Source organism: Bradyrhizobium sp. ISRA430 (assembly GCF_029909975.1).
Taxonomy (GTDB): Bacteria; Pseudomonadota; Alphaproteobacteria; order Rhizobiales; family Xanthobacteraceae; genus Bradyrhizobium.
The window spans coordinates 5789561-5811295 of the sequence record NZ_CP094516.1 but is presented as its reverse complement, the minus strand read 5'-3'; the positions used below and the strand labels follow the sequence as shown (position 1 = coordinate 5811295).

The window sequence follows — 21735 nt, the reverse complement described above, 5'->3', positions numbered from 1 at the left end:
GCGAGCTCTACTCGGCAGCCAATGCTGGCCGTAATTCCGGTTGCTCTGTCGAATTCTGGTGGACCTGATCTGCCGTCGGCTTGATCCGGAACCACGCAGCATAGAGCGCAGGCAGGAACAGCAGAATCAGCACCGTGCCGACCGCCGTGCCGCCAATCAGCGTGTAGGCCATCGATCCCCAGAACACGGAGTGCGTGAGGGGAATGAAGGCCAGCACGGCGGCAAGTGCGGTCAGGATCACGGGCCGCGTGCGTTGCACCGTGGCCTCGATCACGGCGTGATAGTCGTCAAGTCCGGCAGCGAGGTTTTCCTTGATCTGTTCGGTCAGGATCAGCGTATTGCGCATCAGGATGCCGGCCAGTCCGATCAGACCCAGAATGGCGTTGAAACCGAAGGGCTGGTTGAAGGCGAGCAGCACCGGCACGACGCCGACGAGACCAAGCGGTGCGGTCAGCACGACGAGGGCCATCATCGAGAAGGATCGCACCTGAAGCATGATGACGATCAGGGTGGCGGCGATCATCGCGGGAAAGACAGTCGCCAAGGCGTCATTGGCCTTGGTGGCCTCCTCGATCGAGCCACCCATCTCGATGCGATAGCCCGCCGGTAGAGATGCGATCAGCGGCTGGAGGGCCGTCTTGATCTGCTTGGAGACCTCTGGAGGCTGGGTCGCCTCGTTGATGTCCGAGCGAATCGTGATGACCGGCGTGCGATCGCGGCGTTTCAGGATCGGCTCTTCCAGACGGATTTCCGAATGGCCGATCTGGTCGAGCGGAATCTGTCGGCCGGTCCGGCTGATGAGCGAGAAGTCCGCCAGACGCGTCGGGTCCAACCGCTCGCCGCCTCCACTGCGCATCATGATCGGAACGTTGCGGATGTCCTCGCGGACCTGCGTGACGGCGATGCCGGTGAGGAGAAGCTGGAGCTGCTGGCTCATTTCCGCAGGCGAGAGGCCGATGAGGTTCAGTCGATCCTGATCCGGGATAAAGCGGAGCACAGGCGTACGATTGCCCCAATCGCGATTCGCTTGGCGCACATCGTGCACGCCACGCATAACGTCGAGGGCTTTTTCAGAGATGGCGTACAATTGCGCGGGATCAGGCCCCATGACCCGAAACTCGACCGGGAACGGCGTATAGGGTCCGAACACAAGCTGAGTAACTCGCACATTGGCCTCAGGTGCAAGCCCCTCCGACACCGCCTGTCGGAGCCGGTGCTTCAAAGCCTCGCGCGCTTCCGCGTCCGGTGTCAGCACGACGATCTTGGCGAAGGCCGGATCGGGCAGCTCCGGCGCCATCGCGAAGAAGAAACGGGGAGCGCCCTGACCGATATAGCTGGTGACGATCTTGGCCTCGGGCTGGTCGTGCAGCCAGCGTTCGAGCTTCTCGACTGTGGCTGTCGTCGTCTCAATGCTGGTGCCTTCCGGCAGGCGAACCTCGACCAGCACTTCGGGACGATCGGAGGTCGGGAAGAACTGCTGTTTGACGGCACCCATGCCGACACCGGAAAGCGCGAAAGCGACGGCGACGATGGCGCAGGTCACGAACTTGTGGCGCACCGCGAAAGTGATGAGCCCGCGCAAGCGCCGATAGTTGGGTGTGTCGTAGATCGCGTGGTGACCGCCTTGGACTGCCTTGATCGCGGGCAGCATCCTGACGCCGAGGTACGGCGTGAAGACCACCGCGACGATCCAGGAGACGATGAGGGCGAACCCTACGACCCAGAAGATGTTGCCGGCGTATTCGCCGGCCGTCGAGCGCGCGAACCCCACCGGCAGGAAGCCGGCGATCGTCACGAGTGTTCCGGACAGCATCGGCGCCGCAGTGTGGCTCCACGCATAGGCCGCCGCCAGCATGCGGTCCATGCCCTCTTCCATTTTCACCACCATCACCTCGATGGCGATGATGGCGTCATCGACGAGAAGACCAAGCGCCAGGATGAGGGCGCCGAGCGTGATGCGGTCGAAGAACCGGCCGGTTTCCAGCATGATCAGGAACACGACGGCAAGCGTCAGAGGAACCGCTGCGGCCACGACGATACCGACGCGCCAGCCGAGGCTGAGTAGGCTCACCAGCAACACCACGCCGAGCGCCATCGCAAACTTCAGCATGAATTCGTCAACTGCCGAGGTGATATTGACGGCCTGATCGGTCACCTTGTCGAGCGTCATGCCGAGTGGCAGCGTCTGTGCGATAGCTGCGGACTTCTCTTCCAGCGCCTTGCCGAGTGCGAGACCATTCCAGCCCTCCTGCATAACGACCCCGAGCAGGATGGCGGGCTCACCCTGGTGTCGGATGAGGTAGGTGGGAGGATCCTCGTAACCACGGCGGACATCGGCGATGTCGGAGAGCTTCAGCATCCGGCCGGCAGCAACGATCGGCGTGTCAGCGATGGTTTGGACACTGTCATAAGCGCCGTCGATCCGGATGAAGACCTGCGGGCCCCTGGTGTCGATCGAACCGGCGGGTGTGACCGTATTCTGCCGCTGCAAAGCGGCAATAATATCCTGTGCCGATACGCCGAGGGTTGCCAGTTTGGTATAGGAAAAATCGACGAAGATCTGCTCGGGACGTTCGCCGAGGATGTTGATCTTCTTGACGCCGGGCACATGCAGGAGATCTTGGCGGATCACCTCGGCCTTCCTGGCGAGCTCACGCAACGGCATGCCCTTCGCCTTGAGGGCGTAAAGGGCGAAGCTCACGTCCGAATATTCGTCGTTGACGAAGGGTCCAAGCACGCCGGACGGCAACTTGCGGGCTTCATCGCCGAGCTTCTTGCGGGCCTGGTAGAACTCCTCCTGCACGCTCGATGGCGGTGTGCTGTCCTTCAGCGTAACCGTCATGTACGCATAGCCTGGCCGTGTGGTCGTCTCCACCCGGTCGTACCAGGTCAGTTCCTGAAGCCGCTTCTCCAACGGTTCGGCGACCTGGTCCTGCATCTCGCGCGCCGTCGCGCCCGGCCATACCGTCGTGACCGTCAGGGTCTTGATGGTGAAGGAGGGGTCCTCGGCGCGTCCGAGCATGAAGAAAGCGTAGGCGCCTGCAGCCGCCAGCAGGAGGATGAAGAATAGCGTGACGGCCCGTTCGCGAACGGCGATCGCGGAAAGATTGAAGCTCATCAGTTGCTCCTATCTTGAGAGGCGGTCCTGACGCGTGCGCCTTCCTGCAGGAGATGAGCGCCGAGCGAAGCAACGGAATCACCCGAGCTCAGCCCGGAGATCACGGCGGTTTCGCTGGTCACGCGCACCAGCTTGATCGGCCGGAAGTGCACGGTCGAGGTGGCGCTGTCGAAAACCCAAACGCCGGTCTTTCTGCCGTCATCGAGCACGGCTCCCAGCGGCACCTGGACTTCCGGTTGCGTCTCCTGGCTTGCAAGCCGAATCGTGACCGTTGCGCCGAGCGGTGCCGCGGCAGCCTCGCCGTCGAGCACATAGCGGGCCTCGTAGGTGCGGGTCTGGGCATCGGCGGAATCCGACAACTGGCGAAGATGCGCCGTAAAGCGGCGTCCATCGCTTCCATACAGGCTGGCCTCGCATACAGGCTGGCCTCGGCGAGCGAGCCGATCGCCGGTCGCATCGTTTCGGGAAGCGCAACCACGGCTTCGCGAGGGCCGGACTGCGCAAGCCGAACGACCATCTGGCCGGCGGAGACGACTTGTCCGGGCTCGCCAAGCGTTTGCATGACGGTGCCGTCCGCATCCGCCACCAGGACGGAGTAAGTTGCCTGGTTCTCGGCGACCCCCGCTTCGGCTTCGGCGGCGGCGAGCTGCGCTTTGGCTGTATCCGATGCGGCCTTCGCCTGCTCGTAGCGCTGCCGGGAGGTCCATCCATCATTGACGAGGTTGGCGTATCGCCGCTCATCCGCATCCGTCTGAACGACGGTTGCGCGCGCTGCGGCGACGGCGTTGCGCTTCGCCGTAAGCGCAAGACGCAGATCGGTTTCGTCGATCCGCATCAGCGGCTGCCCGGCTTTGACCTGCTCACCGACATTCACAAGTCGTTCGACGATCTTACCGGCGACGCGAAAGCCAAGGTTGCTTTCCACCCTCGCGCCTATGGTGCCCGTGAAACCGCGTTCGGATCCGCTCACCCGCGCGGCCGTCACCAGGCTGACCATCGGCGGTTCCTGCCTCGGATCGCGTGCGGCGGAAGCTTCTTGGGCGGGAATAGCAAGAGTGGCGAAGACAGCGGCTCCCGACGCCGCGATCAGGACGCCTGCCACGACCAAAAGTCTGCTCTTTCTCATTGCCATCTCCCAGACCACTTAGATTTCGTTCGACCTCTATAGCTAATGTAGAGGTCGATCACAATCTAAATTGGAGTGCTGACGGGAATGTGATCTCCATAAAGCCGGCCCTTTGGCCGAGGGGCGCCAGATTCAGTCCTGCGCCGCTTGATAGATTGCGTTCGCACTCTATTTGAGATATAGATTTCAACCGAAATCCAAAATGGAGGTCCACGATGCGCGTGAGTCGCATTCAAGCCGCGGAGAACCGGCAAACCGTGATCAATGTGGCAAGTCGCCTCTTCAGGGAGCGCGGCTTTGATGGCATCGGCCTCAAGGATCTGATGGAGGGCGCCGGGCTAACCCAGGGCGCCTTCTACAAGCAGTTCGAGTCAAAAGAGGATTTGGCGGTAGAGGCGTCCAAGCGTGCCTTGGAGAGTGCTTCCCGCCGGTGGTCGGACGCGGCCGAGCAGAAGCCTGATGATCCGCTTGGCGCGGTGATCGGGTTCTACCTCAGTGGCGACCATCGCGAAGAAAAGATGGACGGCTGCCCGATCGTGGCGCTCGGCGCGGATGCCGCGAGACAGGGCCCGGATGTGAAAGCGGCATTCGAGGGGGGAATCAAGGCGCATCTCGACGTGCTCGGCCGCTTCCTCGATCCCGCCGGCGGCGAGGCGTCCAGCAGCAAGGCCATGGCCATTCTTTCGACGATGGTCGGCGCGGTGACGCTATCGCGCGTCGTCAACGATCCCGCTCTGGCTCAGGCGATCCTGGATGCGGCGGCCGAACAGGTTCGCAACGCCGCTCCCGCTTGAAAGCGCCCTCAAAGCACGGAGAGATCGAATGCTCAGCGTGACTGGCGACAAACCAAATCTGCTCAAGATATCGGACACGCTGAGTGTCCGGTTTCAAAAGATCGGCAGCGGGCCTCCGCTGCTGCTGATCCATACCATCCGGACGCAGCTCGAATATTTCCGCAGTCTCGCGCCGCTCCTCGCCGGATCGCACACGGTGTACGCCATTGACCTGCCGGGCCACGGACACTCACCGATCGATCCGAGCGCGAGCTTCGACGAACCCTATTTCAGACGGGCCGTCATTCGCTTCATCGAGGAACTGGATCTCTCGGCGGTGACAATTGTCGGCGAGTCGATCGGCGGCGCATTGGCGCTCACGGTGGCGGCATCGCTTCCGCAGCGGGTGAAGCGGGTCTACGCGATCAACCCCTACGATTACGAGACCCGCTACGGCGACGGCATCAGGCGCGGCAACTGGCTCGCGAATTTCATCATCGGAAGTTTGCAGATCCCGCTTCTCGGCGCGGTAAATGCGTCGCTCGAAAACAAGATCATCCTCGGCAAGATCATGGGCGGCGGATATCACGACCCCCGCAAACTGCCGGCCGATCTGCTCGCCGAGTTCGACGAAGTCGCCCACCGTTCGGGATACAAGCGGGCCGCCCGCAAGGTGCTGGCAGGTTGGCGATCCTGGAGCAAAGCCCGCGACTACTATCGGCAGATCGCGGCCCCCGTGACGCTCATTTATGGCGACAGCGATTGGTCTCGGCCCAGTGAGCGCGAACGCACACGGTCGCAGATCCCTGGCGCGCAAATCGTGACGCTGAAAAATACCGGTCACTTTTCAGCCGTCGAGAATCCGTCGGAACTGGCTCGCGTGATACTGACGACAGAATGACCGCAATGATCAAACGCAGGAGTGCGCAACGATGTTCAAGCGCTTTTGGCAGAGCATGAATGAATGGGCCGAGGCCCTCAGCATGGACGATCCGCGCGGCGACTACAATTTCAGGCTGGAAGATCGTGTCGCAAAGCTTGAGCGCGAAGTTGAAGGTCTTCAGATCCAGTCCCGAGCAACACTGGTTGGGCCGGATGACCGTGTTCATCAATTGCAATCGTGAACGCCGAGGACGAGAGAAACCAATTTCCCGTTGTTTGACGCACGAAATCGCGCCCCTGGCGGAGAGAGTGTCAGTCAATCCTCATTGAAAGATCAAGTATTTTCGACCTTCTTCGACCCGAACCCACCGTTTGAGCTACCGCCGGAAAATGGGATTCGCCTTCGACAAAAACCTGTCCTACCAAATGGCCCGTGGTCGACAACAGTGCCATCAAGCGACTAGCGAAAGGCAATTGCCGTCGCAACGGCGGGGGCTTCGAGATGTCGGCTAAGTGCCGCCACAAGCGGTCATGGCGCATCGTCAATCTTGCGCGCGGTGAGGCTTAGGAAGAGCATGGATCCGTAAAAGGTGCCGGTGGCAACGCGCCGCTGCGCTTCCCGGTCGTAGCCATCCACCAGTGCTTGCCCAATCTCGCCAGCCCGGCCGGCCGCGCTGGTTCCACGCGAGAGCAAAGTGAGCAGGTAGTCGGGGTGCGTCGTCTGCACGTAACCGTGGGGATCCAGCGATTGCACGCAGAAACCCGCCGCGGCCGCGAGAACAGGGAGCCGCCGCATAATGTAAGGTGCGTGTACCATATTGCGCAGCACCGCGGCCACTGCCGATTGCAACGGGTCGCCATCGAACAGTGCGACGCCAAGCGTCGCGAAGTCGCCGTCAAAAACAACGAGCTGACCACCCGGCTTAAGTACCCGCCAGGCTTCGGCTAATGCACCTTTGGGGTCGAGTAAATGGGAATAGACGGTATGTGCAATGACAATATCGAAACTGGCGTCCGGCTGCCCGGTAGATGCGGCATCGCCGCGCTCGAACGACGCGCGTGGCTCACCGTTGAATGTTTCGTTCGCCATCTTGATGAATAACGAGGATGGATCGATACCCAAGAGCCGTGTTGGGCGCAGGTGTTGCATGATGAGCTGCGTGACAGCACCGTTGCCGCAGCCGACCTCGAGCACGTGGGCGTCCGGGACACCGATTGCCCTCATATAGCGTGCGCATATCGATTGCATGGCCGGCTCGGCTGCGCGGATGCTCATCGATCTGGCGATGACATCCAGCACCTCGGGCGGCTGATCTTCAATGCGCGTGAGTAGATCGGTCAAAGCGACGCTCCCTTAGCCCTCACCAGGTCTCGGCAAGCCCCAGATGGCCGATGATTTCACGCCGAAGCTCTGCCAGATGCGGATCGCCGCGATGACGCGGATAAGGCCGCGCATTCACGACTTCGGCCCTGATACGTGCGGGACGGTCACTCAGCACGATGACCCGAGTAGCAAGGAATATGGCCTCTTCCACGTCGTGGGTGACCAGAAGCGCAGTGAAGCCCGCCCGCTGCCAGAGTCGCACGAGCTCTTCCTGCATGGTGATGCGCGTCAAGGAATCGAGTTGGCCCAGCGGCTCATCGAGAATGAGAAGCTTTGGGTCGTTGACCAGTGCCCGCGCCAGAGCCGCGCGCTGCGCCATTCCGCCGGAAAGCTGGCGTGGATAAGCCGTGGGAAAACAAGCAAGGCCGACCAGTCGCAACGCGTCATCGACGCGTTCGCGATGGCTTCGAAGCAGCCCGCGCGCTTCCAGCCCAAGGGCAACGTTGCTCCAAACTGTGCGCCATGGATAGAGCGTTGGGTCCTGAAAAACGATGATGCGGGATGCATCAGGCCCGTCAATCGCCTGGCCGTCCATGGATAGTGTGCCGATCGTGGGGAAGTCGAGCCCTGCAACCAGTCGCAACAAAGTCGACTTGCCGCAGCCACTCGGACCCAGGATTGCGACGAACTCTCCAGGCTCGAGACGCAAGCTGATACTTTCGAGTACCGGCAGCGGACGTCCCTCCAACTCGAAACAATGGCTTACCTCGTGAATCGAGAGCGCGGCTCCCCGCTGCGATGGGATACCGGCCTGAAGCGCAGGTTCCGACTCTGCCATGTGGGCTACCATCGCACCAACCCCTTCTGCCATGCCAGAAGCCGATCACGCAGGCGGAAAAGCAGGGTGATCAAGCTGGAGAAGATGAGCGCCATGATCAGCAGTGCGGCGTACATGTTGGCATAAGCAGCCCACCCCTGCGCCCATTGAAGGTACCAACCAAGACCTGCCTTGACGCCCAGCATCTCAGCAATAACGAGGACGGCGAATGAGTTTCCGAGGCCCATGAACAGGCCGACGAATACGTGTGGCATCGCCGCCGGAATGGTCACCTTGAGAATGAGGAAGCTTTGGTTTGCGCCGAGCGTGCGTGCGGTATCGTAATGGGCCTTGCTCACGCCTGCGACCCCCGACCAGGTTAGGACGGTAACCGGAAATCCAGTCGCCAGCGCAATCAGAAACGTGCTCGCACTGTGGCTTGATGGGAAGACAAAGAACGCAAGCGGTAGCCAGGCCGTCGCAGGCAGCGGGCCGACGAGCCGCAAGACCGGGTGGATCCAATAGCCGACGGCGCTCGACCAGCCAATGGCCACGCCGACGACGAAACCGAGCACGGCGCCAAGAAAATAGCCCCCTGCCAACAGGCGCAACGAGGCGAGAACACCTTCGACGAGGCGGACGCGATCATCAACTATGACTTCCAACAGAGCTTGAGGTGGCGGGAAGAATGGCATCGGAAGGAGGCCAAGCTTCGCCGTAACCGTCTCCCAAGCACAGAGAAGCAGTGCGAGAGCAAGCATCCACGGTGCGAGGCGCTGCATGCGCGGCAAGCAGCCAAGCCAAGGGCCGGCAAGGGTGGCGAATGCGAGCACAGCGCCGAGCGCACCAAATGCAGCGGCAAGGTCACCCGTGTAACTCCAATCCGTTCCCGGCTGGTCGGACCAGACGCCCGTGAGCATGGCGACTCCGAGCCATGCCGCCGCTGCCATTCCAAGGATCCATGCCCGCCGCATCGAACTCTGGCGCTGGGCGAGAGCCATCCTTGTGGGGCGGCTCACTTGATCCATGGTGGAATTGATCGCCACGGCTGTTGCCCGCTCAGCTTAGGACGTCGACGTAGACCCGTTCTGCGAACTTCGTCGGATCCATGCTTCGCTTGAACACGTTCACCTCTTTAAGCTCGCTCGCGTACAATACGATCTGCCGCTTGAGTTCCGTCCCGATCGGATGATTGTGATGAGTGTGGCTCGCGAGCATGGCGCCGAGATCGTCCAGCGAGCCGTTGCCCCCATAGGCCGAGTACGCCGCGGCGGCGTCGGCGGGACGGTCAGCGACCATGTCGCCAGCCTCGAGTACTGATCGTGTCAATGCACCTGCCGCGGCCGGTTCGCTACGGATCAGACTTCCTCGGATAGCGAGCACGCAGCAGATGCGATCGGCAAATTCCCCAGAGAGATTGGTCATGACCTCGTTGAGCTTGCCACCCTTGAGCCAAAGATAGGTGCGCGGGTCATTGTCAGTGAGTGCCTGAGCCTCGCCCTTCTCAACGGCAAGCGCAAGCAGATCGGCCGGATATTGGCGCCAGTCGACGTCCCTGACCGGATCAATCCCCATCTTGGCGAACGCAATGGAGCAGAAGTTCTTCGCCGGGCTTGCCTGGTCACTGATGGCAATAGTCTTGCCGCGCAGCGATTCCAGGCTCGTGATGTTGGCAGCCTTGGACCCGAGCAGCCGAATGCAGCCGCCGTGCACGCCGGCTGTGATACGAACATCGAATCCCTGCTCTAGCGGCTTGAGCCAACGTAGAGCCATCCCAATGCCCGCATCCGCTTTGCCCGTCGCGATCGCTTCGAGGAGTTGTTCGGTCGAACCACCGAAATTGATGAAATCAACGTCGAGATTATGTTTTGCGAAGATGCCCCGTTCCTTTGCGACAGGGGCCGCCGCCGTGCAAATCGACGTCGCATTCCATGCAAGTGTGAGCGCTCGCTGCGGTCCCGATAACCTTTCCCCTGGCATAGCCGTGCGGCAAAGAGGAAGTTCATCAGGAAGAGATGCGCTCTTCACTGCCGTCAATGCACGAGCCCCACCGACCATCGCGATCGGCGTTGCGACCCCGAATGCCCCGGCGAGACCGAGGACCGTCCGACGGGATAGATAGGGTCGAATCGGCTTGCGCCCCTCGGTGGTGAAATTCCTGCTATTCTTACTGTTCTCCATGCTGATCCTCCCTACTCAGGCGCTCATAGAGGCGTGCAGCAGAAGCCCGCTTTTATGCTCGGATCTTCGTGGTCGCATCGCTCGCCGGAAATGCCGGAGGCGATATTCCAAGCTTGTTGGCAAACATGCCGCCAGAGTGGATCCACGTCCAATGCATAATTGTGCTCGTATTCCATGCCGGCGAGGCATAAATTTGGACCATGGATCTGAGGCGCCTAACAACCTTTGTTGCAGTCGCTGAACTGGGCACTGTATCGAAAGCCGCAGTGCGCCTGCGAATTGGACAGCCCGCGCTTTCGCGACAAATCGGTGATCTTCAGCGGGAGTTGGGGCTCAGGCTGTTTGACCGTGTCGGGCGGGGCCTCGTATTAACTGCAGAAGGTAAGCAGCTTCTCGCGGATTGCCGCCGCGTAATGACCGATCTCGAAGCTATCCGCGAACACGCGGAGGTCCTTCGGCGCGGAGACAGGGGAGTGCTGAAAATCGCCGCGCCACCGCACACGATCGAGAGTGTGCTGGCGAGATTCCTTCCTCAATACGCTGAGCGCTTTCCCAACGTAAATGTAGAGCTGATTGAAGCACTCGGTGCTGAACAGACAGCGATGCTTGAACGCGGGGAAGTTCATGTGGGCATCAGACTTGAACAAGGGGGTCCCCGCTTCGAGAGCCGCGTCCTGCCACCAGCTGAGGCCTTGGCGGCTTGCGCGACATCCCTAGAGCTAGGCCATGCAGGTTTCATAGACATCACCCGCCTTGCCTCTTATCCGTTGCTGCTACTGGATCCCGGCTATTCCATCCGAAGGCTGTTCGACGCAGCGTGCCGCCTCGCGGACGTCGAGCCCAATATTGTGCTCGAGAGTCGTGCACCGCACACGCTGCTCGCTATGGCGGAGGTTGGGCAGGGTGTGGCGATTATCCCCTCCCTTCAGCGAACGGACCGATACGCTTTGCGAATTGTCCGCGTAACGCATGGCCGCAAGCCAATTCGAGAAAGAGTTGCAATTCAATGGGACAGGCGCCGCCGGCTTCCTTCTTACGCCGTCGCCTTTTGCGAAACGCTGGCCGATTATATGCATACAATCCTCCCAATCACACATCCTACCAAGACCAATGAGGCAGGTGGGCGGAGGCAATTAGTCTCTCGGAGTTTTCACGGCAACGAAAAGGGCCGGATACGCCCCAATCGCTGAGAGCGCCGATCCCGCGCAACATTTCTGTCGAGATGGCAAAGATTCTGTCCCATCCAGAATGCGGAGCCCCGGCACTTCCAATGTCCCGTTTGGGTCCAGACTGTGTGAAAACACCTCAATGATGATTCTCCAGCGATTCGGCCGGAGGATTCGATGACGCGCTGGCGGAGAGAGTGGGATTCGAACCCACGGTACGGTTTCCCGCACACACGCTTTCCAAGCGTGCGCCTTAAGCCACTCGGCCATCTCTCCGGAGCGCCCTCTCTTGAAGGGGCAGCGATGATTTTGCAAGGGACTGCAGGAAAATCGGGTGAATTTTCCGTAAGCCATTGTAATTTCAAAAGAATATCAGCCGCCGCGAGGCGACTTTATGTCGTCCGTCGCATGAACCAGCGGTGGGTTTGGCACGACGATTCACGGACAGACCGCCAACCACACCTCGGGACGCCATGACCATCTGCAAAACCATCGCCACGCTGGGCCTGCTCTCAGCCTTTGCCGTCACCTTCGCCGCGCCTGCCCTGGCGCAGATCTGCACACGGCAGGGGGTCGATGTGAGCTGCGACGACGGCCGGCGCGGGGTGCTTGCGGGCGATGCCATCATCTGGCCGGACGGCACGCGCTCGAGCTCGACGCCGCATCAGAGCGTCATCATCGGCAACAAGTCTTCAGTGCATGTCGGGCCCGGCGTGTTCGTCGGCCAGGGCAAGGGCGCGGTGCCGCTGGACGATCCCAACGCGCCGAACAAGCACAACTGCGCAATCCTGGATGGCGTGTCGTATTGTTATTGAGACACTCTCTTCCCTTCTCCCTTGTGGGAGAAGTTGGCGCGCGCAGCGCATCGGATGAGGGGGTAGTTCAGCACATGCGATGCGCGAGATTCACGCCCGGAGACCCGCCTCGCTTCGCGAGGCCCCCTCTCCCGCAAGACGAGAGGGTAAGAGCACGCCGTTCTGGGAGCTAGATCAACCTCACGCCCGAAATCGCCGACTTCAGCCAGCGCAGCGCTTGCGGCGGTTGGGCGGCGAGCGGCGCGACGGCCGCTTTCTGGGTGCGGCTCTTCTCGAGCTCGGCGACGAAGTCGGCGGACCATTGCTGGATGGTGTGGCCGCGCAGCTTCTTCATCATCGCGTCCCAGCGCATCTTGCGCTCGGTGAGCGGCATCGCGGCCGCGATCGCGATCGCGCGCGCCATGCCGTCGATGTCATGCGGATTGACCAGCAGCGCCGTGTCGAGCTCGTTGGCGGCGCCGGCGAATTTCGACAGCACCAGCACGCCGGGATCCGCCGGGTTCTGGGCGGCAACATACTCCTTGGCAACCAGGTTCATGCCGTCATGCAGCGGTGTCACCACACCGACCTGCGCGGTGCGATAGAGGCCAGCGAGCACGGCCTGACTGAAGCCTTTGTTCAAGTAGCGGATCGGGGTCCAGTCGACCTCGCCGTGACGGCCGTTGACGTCGGTGACGAGGCGCGCGACCTCGTTCTGGAGATTGCCATAGGCTTCGATGCCGCCGCGCGAGGGATTGGCGATCTGCAGCAACGAGATGCTGCGCAAGAGTTGCGGCTGCTCGCTCCAGAGCCGGTCAAACGCGCTGATGCGGTTGACGAGGCCCTTGGAATAGTCGAGCCGGTCGACGCCGATGGCGAGCCGCTCGCCGTTGAGGCTGCGGCGCAATCGCGATACGTCAGGATGCGAGACCGATTTTGCGGCATACTGCGCGAACTTCTCCGCATCGATGCCGATCGGGAACACCTCGCAGCGCGTGCGTCCATGCTGCGAGAGCGCGATTCCATCCTCGACGGTGAGGCCCAGCTCGCCGGCGACATAGCCGAGGAAATTCTGGCGATCCACCTCGGTCTGGAAGCCGAGGAGATCATAGGCCAGCATTGCCGTAATCAGCTCACGATGATTCGGCACGCCCTGCATTACCGCGGCCACCGGCCACGGGGTATGCAGGAAGAAGCCGATCGGATCGTCGACGCCGAGCTCGCGCAGTTCCGCGCCGAGCGCGAGGAAATGATAGTCCTGCACCCAGAACGCGGTCCGCGTTTTCCGGAAGCGCAGCAGTGCGCGCGCCATGAACGCGTTGACTTCGCGATAGCTGAGATAGTCGCCTTGAGAGACGCGGATCAGGTCGCTGCGCGAGTGCAGCGCCGGCCACAGCGCCGAATTGGCGAAACCTTCGTAATAGCCGCCGTAATGCGCCGCCGGCAGATCCAGCGTCGCCAGGGCACCCGTGCCGAGTGCCTCGATCTCGGCGAACGGTTCCTTCTGATGGCCGTCGCGCACGCGACCCGAGGAACCCACCCAGATCGCGCCTGAATGCTCCACCACCGGAAGCAAGGCAGCCGCAAGACCGCCCGTCATGGGTTCATTAGGTTTGCCGCGCGCGACGCGGTTCGAAACGACGACAAGATTCACAGGTCGTCCCCTCCTGTTCATTCCGCCTCGTTTAACTGATGTTCATCAATATGGTTCCGGAACATCGTTTCAACGAATTGAAACCAAAATCGGGCGCGGGCGACGGAACCGTTTTTACCGGCGGAACCTGGAAATTTGCCTGCAAAGACAGTTTTTGCGGTCGTGTTGCGCAGCATGAATTTCGTGCGCCATAGCGCTCCGCGAGAGGTATTGTGGCTCTGCGGTGGCGCTGCCTTGCTTTCACCTAAAGCGCCCGACGAACCGTCGACGTCGCCTCAGGTGTTGTTTGAGCACGATCTCCGCACAAATGCGTTCCGCGTTTGTCGCCGCGACGCGGCGCTTCGGGGCCGGATCAGGCTCGTGCATCATCGAGCAAACGCGCGAGGAACTCACGCACGTCGCTCGGTGCATCGAAGTGACCACTCACGCCGATGGCGCGGCGGCCCACCGAGAAAGCGAGCCCATCCATGTCGGGCATGATGGCGAACACGGTTTCGTCGGTAACGTCGTCCCCGATGAAGATCGGACGGCGGCCCTTGAAAGGCTCGTGCTTCATCAGCTCGCGCACGCCGCTCGCCTTGGTGAAGCCGGAATGCTTGATTTCGCAGACGAACTTGCCGGGCAGCACCTCGATCGGCGCATTGGGCAGGTCGGCGCGGATCAGCGACACCGCTTCATAGATCGCCTTCTCCGCATGCGGCGCGAGGCGGTAGTGCAGTGCCAGCGAATAGCCCTTGTCCTCGAGCAGAATGCCCGGGCTGAGCTTGGCGATCGCAGCCAGCCGGCGCTTCAATTCCTTGTCCAGCGGCGGCGCGTGCACGTCGTCCGCTTCACTGTCCACGGACAGGCGCATTTCCGCGCCGTGACCGGCGACAGCGCGATAGATATCGGGCGCGAAGATCAGGTCGATGTCGTTGAGCGAGCGACCGCTGACCAGCGCCAAGGCGCCCGACGTGCGCTCCACCAGGCGATTGAGCGTATCGGACAGGCCCGGCGGTACCCAGACCTCGCGCGGCGTCGGCATCAGGTCGAGCAGCGTGCCGTCGATGTCGAGCAGGATCGCGGTCTCGCCGAGATGCGGCACGAGCGCGTGGGGCACCGGCACCGTTTCCGGCACTTCCCGGTCATCGCGTATGGTTGGTTCGTCGCTCAACGGTATTTCCGCAAGGTCTGATTTCATAGTCTACTCCATAAAGGCGAGCGGCCGCGCGATATGTTCGAGCGATTTGCGCTCCGCGGAGACGGCATAGCGCCACGCCACGATCGCGGCCGCGATCATCAGCACCGCCCCCAAGAGATAGCCGGCGAACACGCTGGTGCGCGAGCCGGTGTCGATCAACGCGCCGAACAGCGCCGGCCCGATCACGCCGCCGATGCCGGTGCCGACCGCGTAGAACACCGCAATCGCCAGCGCGCGGACTTCGAGAGGAAACGTCTCGCTGACGGTGAGATAGGCCGCGCTCGCTGCCGGCGAGGCAAAGAAGAAGATCACCATCCAGGCGATGGTCTGGCCCTGCGCACTGAGCGCGCCGATCGAGAACAGATAACCCGACAGCGCGAGCAGCAGGCCGGACACGCCATAGGTGAACATGATCATGGTGCGACGGCCGAGCGTATCGAAGAGGCGGCCAAGTAGGAGTGGGCCGAGGAAATTGCCCGCGGCGAAAGGCAGGATGTACCAGCCGACATGATCGGCACTGATGCCGTAGAAGTCGGTCAACACCAGCGCGAAGGTGAAGAAGATCGCGTTGTAGAAGAAGGCCTGCGCGCTCATCAGCACGAGGCCGACCAGCGCGCGCTGGCGATACGCCGAAAACAGCGTGTGTACGACCTCACCGATCGGCGTGTGGTCGCGCATCCGCAGGCGAACCTTGACGAAATCTTCGCGGTCATCCTGCCGATGTCCGACCACCGAGCCTTCGATCTCGTCGACGATCGCATGGGCCTGGTCGGGACGGCCGTGGATCATCAGCCAGCGCGGGCTCTCCGGGATCCACATTCGCATCAACAGCACGACAAGGCCGATGGTCGCGCCGATCAGATAAGCGAAGCGCCAGCCGAGATCGGGACCGATGAAAGCGGGATCGAGCAGCACGATGGCCGCCACCGCGCCCATCGCCGCGCCGATCCAGAAGCTGCCGTTGATGACGAGATCGGTCCAGCCGCGATAGCGCGCCGGCACCAGCTCCTGGATCGTCGAGTTGATCGCAGTGTATTCGCCACCGATACCGGCGCCGGTGAGGAAGCGGAACAGCGCGTAGCTTGCGATGTCCCAGGAGGCCGCGGTTGCGGCGGTTGCCGAGAGATAAACCGCGAGCGTGATGAAAAACAGTTTCTTGCGGCCGATGCGGTCGGTGAGCCAGCCGAAGCCGAGCGCGCCGAGAACGGCGCCGGCGAGATAGGCGGAATTGGCGATGCCGAGATCGAGGTTGGAGAAAAGCAGCGTCGGGCTCTGCTTTAACGCGCCGGAGAGCGCGCCTGCCAGCGTCACCTCGAGGCCGTCGAGGATCCAGGTGATGCCGAGCGCCAGCACGACGCGCGTGTGAAAACCACTCCACGGCAGCGCGTCGAGCCGTGAAGGTATGCTGGTCTCGACGATGCGATCGGACGCGGTTGCTACCGAGGCCGCAGGACCAAGATTCAGCGCTGGGCTCTGCTGCAATTCCATTGTGTTGTTGCGTCTGACCGATGCGGTCCGCCCCGCGGCACGAGATTGTGGACGGGGTCGGTCCGATCATGGGGGTGCGGCATTCCGCCTGCCACCGGCGACAACGTCTTCAGCAAGGGCAGGTTCCCATGGAACACTGCCTAAGGCCGTCCGTTTCCGATGGAGCCGCAAGGAGTTGACGCATGGCTCAGGTCAGAAAGACGACACATTCGCGAAAAAGCGGTGCGCGCAAGACGGTGCGCCGAAAGAAAACGAGCAGCGCAAGGCGCGGCACAACCGCGCGCAAAACGGCTAGGCGCGCCGCGCCAAAACGCTGGTCGCAGCGCGTGACGAAGGAAAGCGACGCGCTCGATCTCAAGCGCGGCGTGTTCAAGCTCTCGAGTCCGAAGAAGATCGCGGCGTCACTGAAGCGTTCCGCCGAACACAGCTCGCGCCGCAAGTCCGGCGCCTATCGCTCGGCGGTGTCGATGCTGACCTTCTATATCAACCGCGCCGGCAAGACCCTGCCAAAGACGCAGCGCACGCGACTGGAGCGCGCCAAGATGGAGTTGAAGCGCGCGTTCGGGAGGGAGTGAGGCTCGGACGGCGCATCTAACTCCGCCGTCGTCCCGGCGCAGGCCGGCACGACATTGGAGCAAGTGGCGCGGTTCGAGCGCTTACGCCGCCCGGATATTCCCCATGAAGCGGTCGAGTTCGGCGCGCAGGCGGGTGCTCTCGGTGGAGAGAGACTTGGCCGAGTTCAGCACCTCCTCCGAAGCCGAGCCGGTCTCGGCGGCGCCGCGGTTGACCTGGCCGATATCGGTGGCGGCGGCCTGGGTGCCTTGCGCCACGTTCTGGACACTGCGGGCAATCTCCTGCGTCGCGGCGCCCTGCTGCTCCACCGCGCTGGCGATGGAGGTCGCGATCGTCGAGATCTGACCGATGGTCGCGCCGATCTCCTTGATGGCGGCAACCGACTCGGCGGTCGCGCCCTGCATCCCTGCGATGTGCGAGGAGATCTCGTCGGTGGCCTTCGCGGTCTGGCTTGCCAGCGACTTCACTTCGCTCGCAACCACGGCAAAGCCGCGGCCGGCCTCGCCGGCGCGCGCCGCCTCGATGGTGGCGTTGAGCGCCAGAAGATTGGTCTGCTCGGCGATTGCGGTGATCAGCTTGACCACCTCGCCGATCTGCTGTGCGGCATGCGACAGCTTGCCGATGCGGCCGTCGGTCTCCTTGGCCTGCACCACCGCGGCTTCCGCGATGCGGCTGGAGTCGCGGACCTGGCGGCCGATCTCCTCGACCGAGGCCGATAGCTCTTCGGTCGCGGTCGCGACCGACTGCATGTTGCTCGAGGCCTGCTCGGAGACACCGGCGACCTGGCTCGACAAGGCCTGCGTGGTCTCGGCGGTGCGGGTCAGCGTCGAGGCGGCCGATTCGAGCTGCACGGCGGAGGCCGAGACGTTGGAGACGATGGCGCCGACTGCGCTCTCGAAATCATCGGCGAAGCGGATCAGCTCGGACCGGCGGGCGGCCGCCTGCTCCCTGTTCTGGGCTTCGCCGGCCGCGGCATCGCGCTCGGCCTTGGCCACGGCCTGCATCTTGAACTCCTCGACCGCGCCGGCCATCTCGCCGATCTCGTCCTTGCGGCCGAGGCCCGGCAGCACGACGTCGAAATTGCCGGACGCCAATTCCCGCATCGCCTTGCACATCGCGATCATCGGACGCGAGATGCCGTTGCCGAGCATCAAGGCCAGCACGATGCCGATGGCCAATCCGCCCAGCGCCATCATCAACATCAACCGCTCGGTCTCGCCGATGGTCGCATTGGCGCTTGCTTCGATGCGCTGCTGGTCCGCCGTCACGTCCGCCCGCAATTCGCCCGACGCCTTGAGGATGGATGCCGCGGTCTTGGTCATTTCGCCGTTGAGCTTGACGATGACCTTCACGTTCTCCGACAGCTTGGCGAACGAGGTGCGGTATTGCTTCAGGAGGTTGCCGATCTCGGTGACCCGGTCGGTGATCTTCTGATCGTTGGCATAGATCGAGACCAGCAGGGTCTCCAGGAACTTGATGCGCGCGGTCACGCCGTCGGACGTCTTCGGCTCCGGCTTGGCGACGAAGGCGCTGACTGAGGTGGAAACGGCGAGATATTGCGAGGTGACGTCCTTGGCCGTGGTCTGAACCGAGCCCAGGCCCGCCAGCGCCGCGGTATCGGCGAGATCGTCGAACTTGAAGCGGATCTTGTTGCCGACGCTGTTGAGCTCATCCGCCGCGATCTTGCCGTTCTCGCGCGTCAGCGTGATGATCTCGCCGAATACCTTGGTGAAGCGCTGGAACTCGGCCTCGACTTTGCCGACCTGCTCGCGGCGTGCGGCGGTCGTCGTCGCCGCCATCGACCTTGCGATCGCTGCCTTCAGATTGTCTTCGGCCGCCTTTGCCGCGGTCTCGTCATCGGCTGCGCCGGTCAGCGTATAGGCCCGCGCCAGCCCCTGATAGGCGATCAGCTCGCGATCGACGGTCTGTGCGAGGTTGGCTTCCGATACACTGGTACGGTAGGAGGTCACGGCGCCGGCGATCCGCTCGAAGCCGAAATAGGCGAAGGCCATGCTGACGGCGAGGATGGCGAGCACCGCCACGAACCCGAGGATGATCTTTGCGCGAAAGCGCAGCGTTGGCAGCTTCGATGTGCTCGACTTTGACTTGACCGACATTCCCCCACCCCATTCCATTCGCGGAAAACCAGGCGCAGCCGGCAAGCAGCCCGCTTGCCGACTCGACAGCACGTTACGGAGCAAAGGATAAGCCGCGGTAAATTTGCGGCACCGCAACTTGCGGTTAGGTGACGCGGCGACCGATCAGGATCCTCAAGTCGTCCTGGACAAGCGTAGCGCTGATCCAGGACCCATAACCATAGGGAGCAGTTTGGCGAAGACTCGGGGTTACCTGCTCGCGCCGCAACTACTTCCTGGGGTAATCGCGACGAGCGCAAGCGCTCGCGCGGCGGTCCTGGCTTTCGCCAGGACGATGGCGGAGTACTTCGCGCGGTCCGAGCGCTAAGCCGCCCTGATATTCCCCATGAAGCGGTCGAGCTCGGCGCGCAGGCGGGTGCTCTCGGTGGAGAGAGACTTGGCCGAGTTCAGCACCTCTTCCGAAGCCGAGCCGGTCTCGGCGGCGCCGCGGTTGACCTGGCCGATGTCGGTGGCGGCGGCCTGGGTGCCTTGCGCCACGTTCTGGACGCTGCGGGCAATCTCCTGCGTCGCGGCGCCCTGCTGCTCCACCGCGCTGGCGATGGAGGTCGCGATCGTCGAGATCTGGCCGATGGTCGCGCCGATCTCCTTGATGGCGGCAACCGATTCGGCGGTCGCGCCCTGCATCCCTGCGATGTGCGAGGAGATCTCGTCGGTGGCCTTCGCGGTCTGGCTTGCCAGCGACTTCACTTCGCTCGCAACCACGGCAAAGCCGCGGCCGGCCTCGCCGGCGCGCGCCGCCTCGATGGTGGCGTTGAGCGCCAGAAGATTGGTCTGCTCGGCGATTGCGGTGATCAGCTTGACCACCTCGCCGATCTGCTGTGCGGCATGCGACAGCTTGCCGATGCGGCCGTCGGTCTCCTTGGCCTGCACCACCGCGGCTTCCGCGATGCGGCTGGAGTCGCGGACCTGGCGGCCGATCTCCTCGACCGAGGCCGATAGCTCTTCGGTCGCGGTCGCGACCGACTGCATGTTGCTCGAGGCCTGCTCGGAGACACCGGCGACCTGGCTCGACAAGGCCTGCGTGGTCTCGGCGGTGCGGGTCAGCGTCGAGGCGGCCGATTCGAGCTGCACGGCGGAGGCCGAGACGTTGGAGACGATGGCGCCGACTGCGCTCTCGAAATCATCGGCGAAGCGGATCAGCTCGGACCGGCGGGCGGCCGCCTGCTCCCTGTTCTGGGCTTCGCCGGCCGCGGCATCGCGCTCGGCCTTGGCCACGGCCTGCATCTTGAACTCCTCGACCGCGCCGGCCATCTCGCCGATCTCGTCCTTGCGGCCGAGGCCGGGCAGCACGACGTCGAAATTGCCGGACGCCAATTCCCGCATCGCCTTGCACATCGCGATCATCGGACGCGAAATGCCGGTGCCGAGCAGGAAGGCGAGAACCGCACCGAGCAGGGTGCCGCCAATGGCCAGCATCAGGATCAAATGCTCGGTCTGCCCAATGGTGGCTTCCGACTCCGAATCCAGGCGCTGCTGCTCGGCGACAAGGTCCGCCTTCATGGCGGTGGCGCCCTGCAGGATCGCACCCGCGGAGCCGCTCATCTCGGTGACGAGCTCATCGACCATCTTGGCGTTCGCGATCAGCTTGTCCAGCGCTTCGCGATAGGCGCCGAGCAACGCCTTGGCGTCCTTCAGGCCGGCGACGATCTTGTCGTCCATGGAATAGACCGCGCCCAGCGAATTCTCGACGAATTTCAGCCGCGCCAGCGCGCTGGTGGCGATCGCCTGGTCGGACGTCAGCACGAAGTTGGTCGCAGCCGCGCTGGCGGTCTGGAACTGGGCGTTGACCTGCTTGGTCCCGAACTCGATCGATTGCGCTTCGGCGTCGGAGGCGTTGTTGCCGATGTCGTCGAGCTTGTACTTCAGGAGGTTGGCGTTGCGCGTGAGCTGGTTCTGCACCAGGAGCGCGCTGTCGCGCTTGGCCTGGAGGACCTTGGCGAAAGTTGCGGAGAAATTCGAGAACTCCTTGGCGAGCTTGTTGAGGCTCTCCTGCCGGGCCGCGTTCTTGGCGCCCTTGAGCGCCCGGTCGATGGCGCCCTTCAGGCTCGCTTCAGCCTCCAGCGCCGCCTTGGCGTCGTCTTCCTTGCCGGTGACGACGAAATAGCGGACCGCCGAACGATAGGCGAGCAGCTCGCGATCGATATTGCGGGCGAGATCGGCCTCCGTGACGCTGGTGCGGTAGGAGCCGACCCCGGACGACACCCGCTCGAAGCCGAAATAAGAGAAGGCCATGCTGCCGGCGGAAATCACCAGTACCGCGGCGAAGCCGAGGATGATTTTGGCGCGGAACCTGAGGGTCGGAAATATTGTGCGCTTAGACGGCGACGCGATACGCCCGGACATTCCAACCCCCATTTTCTATTCAGCCGCGATCCGGGGGCGCCCCGCCCCCTGACCGGATGCGTAAAACTAGGGCAGAATCGATAAAGGGCGGTAAATTTGGCACACTAGAGCGGCGTTCGGCTTTGTCGGCCAACGGACGACGGATGCGGTGACCGCTGGC

The 21735-nt window shown here is 62.8% G+C and carries 17 protein-coding genes, 1 tRNA gene and 1 pseudogene; 6 read left to right on the top strand and 13 right to left on the bottom strand.

What is annotated here, in order from left to right; all coding sequences use genetic code 11:
• Positions 1-7 precede the first annotated feature (7 nt).
• Both MTX21_RS27565 and MTX21_RS27560 read right to left on the bottom strand, forming a co-directional pair.
• Positions 8-3118: an efflux RND transporter permease subunit gene (locus MTX21_RS27565; protein WP_280967798.1), complete on the bottom strand. Its 3111-nt coding sequence runs from the start codon at positions 3116-3118 to the stop codon at positions 8-10.
• Positions 3118-4244: pseudogene (locus MTX21_RS27560) on the bottom strand (efflux RND transporter periplasmic adaptor subunit). Before MTX21_RS27560 ends, MTX21_RS27565 begins: the two are co-directional and overlap by 1 nt.
• A gap of 215 nt (positions 4245-4459) precedes the next feature.
• Here MTX21_RS27560 and MTX21_RS27555 point away from each other — a divergent pair.
• From MTX21_RS27555 to MTX21_RS27545, 3 genes are read left to right on the top strand one after another with little or no spacing between them, the layout of a single operon-like run.
• On the top strand, positions 4460-5038 hold the full coding sequence (locus tag MTX21_RS27555) for a TetR/AcrR family transcriptional regulator (protein ID WP_280967797.1): 579 nt from the start codon (positions 4460-4462) through the stop codon (positions 5036-5038).
• 28 nt (positions 5039-5066) lie between these two features.
• On the top strand, positions 5067-5918 hold the full coding sequence (locus MTX21_RS27550) for an alpha/beta hydrolase (RefSeq protein ID WP_280967796.1): 852 nt from the start codon (positions 5067-5069) through the stop codon (positions 5916-5918).
• 31 nt (positions 5919-5949) lie between these two features.
• A complete protein-coding gene (locus MTX21_RS27545; RefSeq protein WP_280967795.1) occupies positions 5950-6141 on the top strand; it encodes a hypothetical protein in 192 nt (63 codons plus the stop codon).
• Between the two features lie 287 nt (positions 6142-6428).
• On the opposite strand, the gene MTX21_RS27540 is transcribed toward MTX21_RS27545, so the two are convergent.
• The 4 genes from MTX21_RS27540 to MTX21_RS27525 are packed head-to-tail and all read right to left on the bottom strand — an operon-like array spanning position 6429 to position 10221.
• The gene (locus MTX21_RS27540) at positions 6429-7241 is read right to left on the bottom strand and encodes a methyltransferase domain-containing protein (RefSeq protein WP_280967794.1); all 813 of its coding nucleotides are present in this window, start codon (positions 7239-7241) and stop codon (positions 6429-6431) included.
• Between the two features lie 19 nt (positions 7242-7260).
• Positions 7261-8061 (bottom strand): ABC transporter ATP-binding protein, encoded by an 801-nt coding sequence (locus tag MTX21_RS27535; protein ID WP_280967793.1) that lies wholly within the window; start codon positions 8059-8061, stop codon positions 7261-7263.
• 5 nt (positions 8062-8066) lie between these two features.
• The gene (locus tag MTX21_RS27530) at positions 8067-9041 is read right to left on the bottom strand and encodes an ABC transporter permease subunit (protein ID WP_280971171.1); all 975 of its coding nucleotides are present in this window, start codon (positions 9039-9041) and stop codon (positions 8067-8069) included.
• 58 nt (positions 9042-9099) lie between these two features.
• A complete protein-coding gene (locus MTX21_RS27525) occupies positions 9100-10221 on the bottom strand; it encodes an ABC transporter substrate-binding protein (protein ID WP_280967792.1) in 1122 nt (373 codons plus the stop codon).
• Positions 10222-10634: 413 nt separating this feature from the next.
• Here MTX21_RS27525 and MTX21_RS27520 point away from each other — a divergent pair, with 413 nt between their 5' ends.
• Positions 10635-11411: a LysR family transcriptional regulator substrate-binding protein gene (locus tag MTX21_RS27520; protein ID WP_280967791.1), complete on the top strand. Its 777-nt coding sequence runs from the start codon at positions 10635-10637 to the stop codon at positions 11409-11411.
• Between the two features lie 162 nt (positions 11412-11573).
• Here MTX21_RS27520 and MTX21_RS27515 read toward each other — a convergent pair.
• Positions 11574-11663: transfer RNA gene (locus tag MTX21_RS27515), tRNA-Ser, on the bottom strand.
• 197 nt (positions 11664-11860) lie between these two features.
• On the opposite strand from MTX21_RS27515, the gene MTX21_RS27510 reads away from it, so the two are divergent.
• On the top strand, positions 11861-12202 hold the full coding sequence (locus MTX21_RS27510; RefSeq protein ID WP_280967790.1) for a hypothetical protein: 342 nt from the start codon (positions 11861-11863) through the stop codon (positions 12200-12202).
• A gap of 169 nt (positions 12203-12371) precedes the next feature.
• On the opposite strand, the gene MTX21_RS27505 is transcribed toward MTX21_RS27510, so the two are convergent.
• The 4 genes from MTX21_RS27505 to MTX21_RS27490 all read right to left on the bottom strand — a co-directional run bounded on the left by MTX21_RS27505 (position 12372) and on the right by MTX21_RS27490 (position 16503).
• Positions 12372-13835 carry a trehalose-6-phosphate synthase gene (locus tag MTX21_RS27505; RefSeq protein ID WP_280967789.1) on the bottom strand — a complete coding sequence of 488 codons (1464 nt, stop codon included), beginning with the start codon at positions 13833-13835 and terminating at the stop codon, positions 12372-12374.
• Between the two features lie 17 nt (positions 13836-13852).
• Complete coding sequence (locus MTX21_RS27500) at positions 13853-14011, bottom strand: hypothetical protein (protein WP_280967788.1); 159 nt, start codon at positions 14009-14011, stop codon at positions 13853-13855.
• A 176-nt stretch (positions 14012-14187) separates the two neighbouring features.
• Positions 14188-15015, bottom strand: a complete 828-nt coding sequence (otsB, locus tag MTX21_RS27495) for a trehalose-phosphatase (protein ID WP_280967787.1) — start codon at positions 15013-15015, stop codon at positions 14188-14190.
• A 3-nt stretch (positions 15016-15018) separates the two neighbouring features.
• A complete protein-coding gene (locus tag MTX21_RS27490) occupies positions 15019-16503 on the bottom strand; it encodes an MFS transporter (RefSeq protein WP_280967786.1) in 1485 nt (494 codons plus the stop codon).
• A 182-nt stretch (positions 16504-16685) separates the two neighbouring features.
• Between MTX21_RS27490 and MTX21_RS27485 the strand changes: the two genes are divergently transcribed.
• Entirely contained in the window at positions 16686-17078 is a 393-nt protein-coding gene (locus tag MTX21_RS27485; RefSeq protein ID WP_280967785.1) for a DUF3175 domain-containing protein, read from the top strand.
• Between the two features lie 81 nt (positions 17079-17159).
• Here MTX21_RS27485 and MTX21_RS27480 read toward each other — a convergent pair whose 3' ends face one another.
• Positions 17160-19193, bottom strand: a complete 2034-nt coding sequence (locus MTX21_RS27480) for a HAMP domain-containing methyl-accepting chemotaxis protein (protein WP_280967784.1) — start codon at positions 19191-19193, stop codon at positions 17160-17162.
• A 342-nt stretch (positions 19194-19535) separates the two neighbouring features.
• On the bottom strand, positions 19536-21575 hold the full coding sequence (locus MTX21_RS27475) for a HAMP domain-containing methyl-accepting chemotaxis protein (RefSeq protein WP_280967783.1): 2040 nt from the start codon (positions 21573-21575) through the stop codon (positions 19536-19538).
• Positions 21576-21735 lie beyond the last annotated feature (160 nt).

Bases quoted from the DNA above. Each gene is read 5' to 3' on its own strand.
- MTX21_RS27565 (WP_280967798.1), bottom strand. From the start codon at position 3,118: ATGAGCTTCAATCTTTCCGCGATCGCCGTTCGCGAACGGGCCGTCACG.
- MTX21_RS27555 (WP_280967797.1), top strand. From the start codon at position 4,460: ATGCGCGTGAGTCGCATTCAAGCCGCGGAGAACCGGCAAACCGTGATC.
- MTX21_RS27550 (WP_280967796.1), top strand. From the start codon at position 5,067: ATGCTCAGCGTGACTGGCGACAAACCAAATCTGCTCAAGATATCGGAC.
- MTX21_RS27545 (WP_280967795.1), top strand. From the start codon at position 5,950: ATGTTCAAGCGCTTTTGGCAGAGCATGAATGAATGGGCCGAGGCCCTC.
- MTX21_RS27535 (WP_280967793.1), bottom strand. From the start codon at position 8,061: ATGGCAGAGTCGGAACCTGCGCTTCAGGCCGGTATCCCATCGCAGCGG.
- MTX21_RS27530 (WP_280971171.1), bottom strand. From the start codon at position 9,041: ATGGCTCTCGCCCAGCGCCAGAGTTCGATGCGGCGGGCATGGATCCTT.
- MTX21_RS27525 (WP_280967792.1), bottom strand. From the start codon at position 10,221: ATGGAGAACAGTAAGAATAGCAGGAATTTCACCACCGAGGGGCGCAAG.
- MTX21_RS27520 (WP_280967791.1), top strand. From the start codon at position 10,635: ATGACCGATCTCGAAGCTATCCGCGAACACGCGGAGGTCCTTCGGCGC.
- MTX21_RS27510 (WP_280967790.1), top strand. From the start codon at position 11,861: ATGACCATCTGCAAAACCATCGCCACGCTGGGCCTGCTCTCAGCCTTT.
- MTX21_RS27500 (WP_280967788.1), bottom strand. From the start codon at position 14,011: ATGCTGCGCAACACGACCGCAAAAACTGTCTTTGCAGGCAAATTTCCA.
- otsB (WP_280967787.1), bottom strand. From the start codon at position 15,015: ATGAAATCAGACCTTGCGGAAATACCGTTGAGCGACGAACCAACCATA.
- MTX21_RS27490 (WP_280967786.1), bottom strand. From the start codon at position 16,503: ATGGAATTGCAGCAGAGCCCAGCGCTGAATCTTGGTCCTGCGGCCTCG.
- MTX21_RS27485 (WP_280967785.1), top strand. From the start codon at position 16,686: ATGGCTCAGGTCAGAAAGACGACACATTCGCGAAAAAGCGGTGCGCGC.
- MTX21_RS27480 (WP_280967784.1), bottom strand. From the start codon at position 19,193: ATGTCGGTCAAGTCAAAGTCGAGCACATCGAAGCTGCCAACGCTGCGC.
- MTX21_RS27475 (WP_280967783.1), bottom strand. From the start codon at position 21,575: ATGTCCGGGCGTATCGCGTCGCCGTCTAAGCGCACAATATTTCCGACC.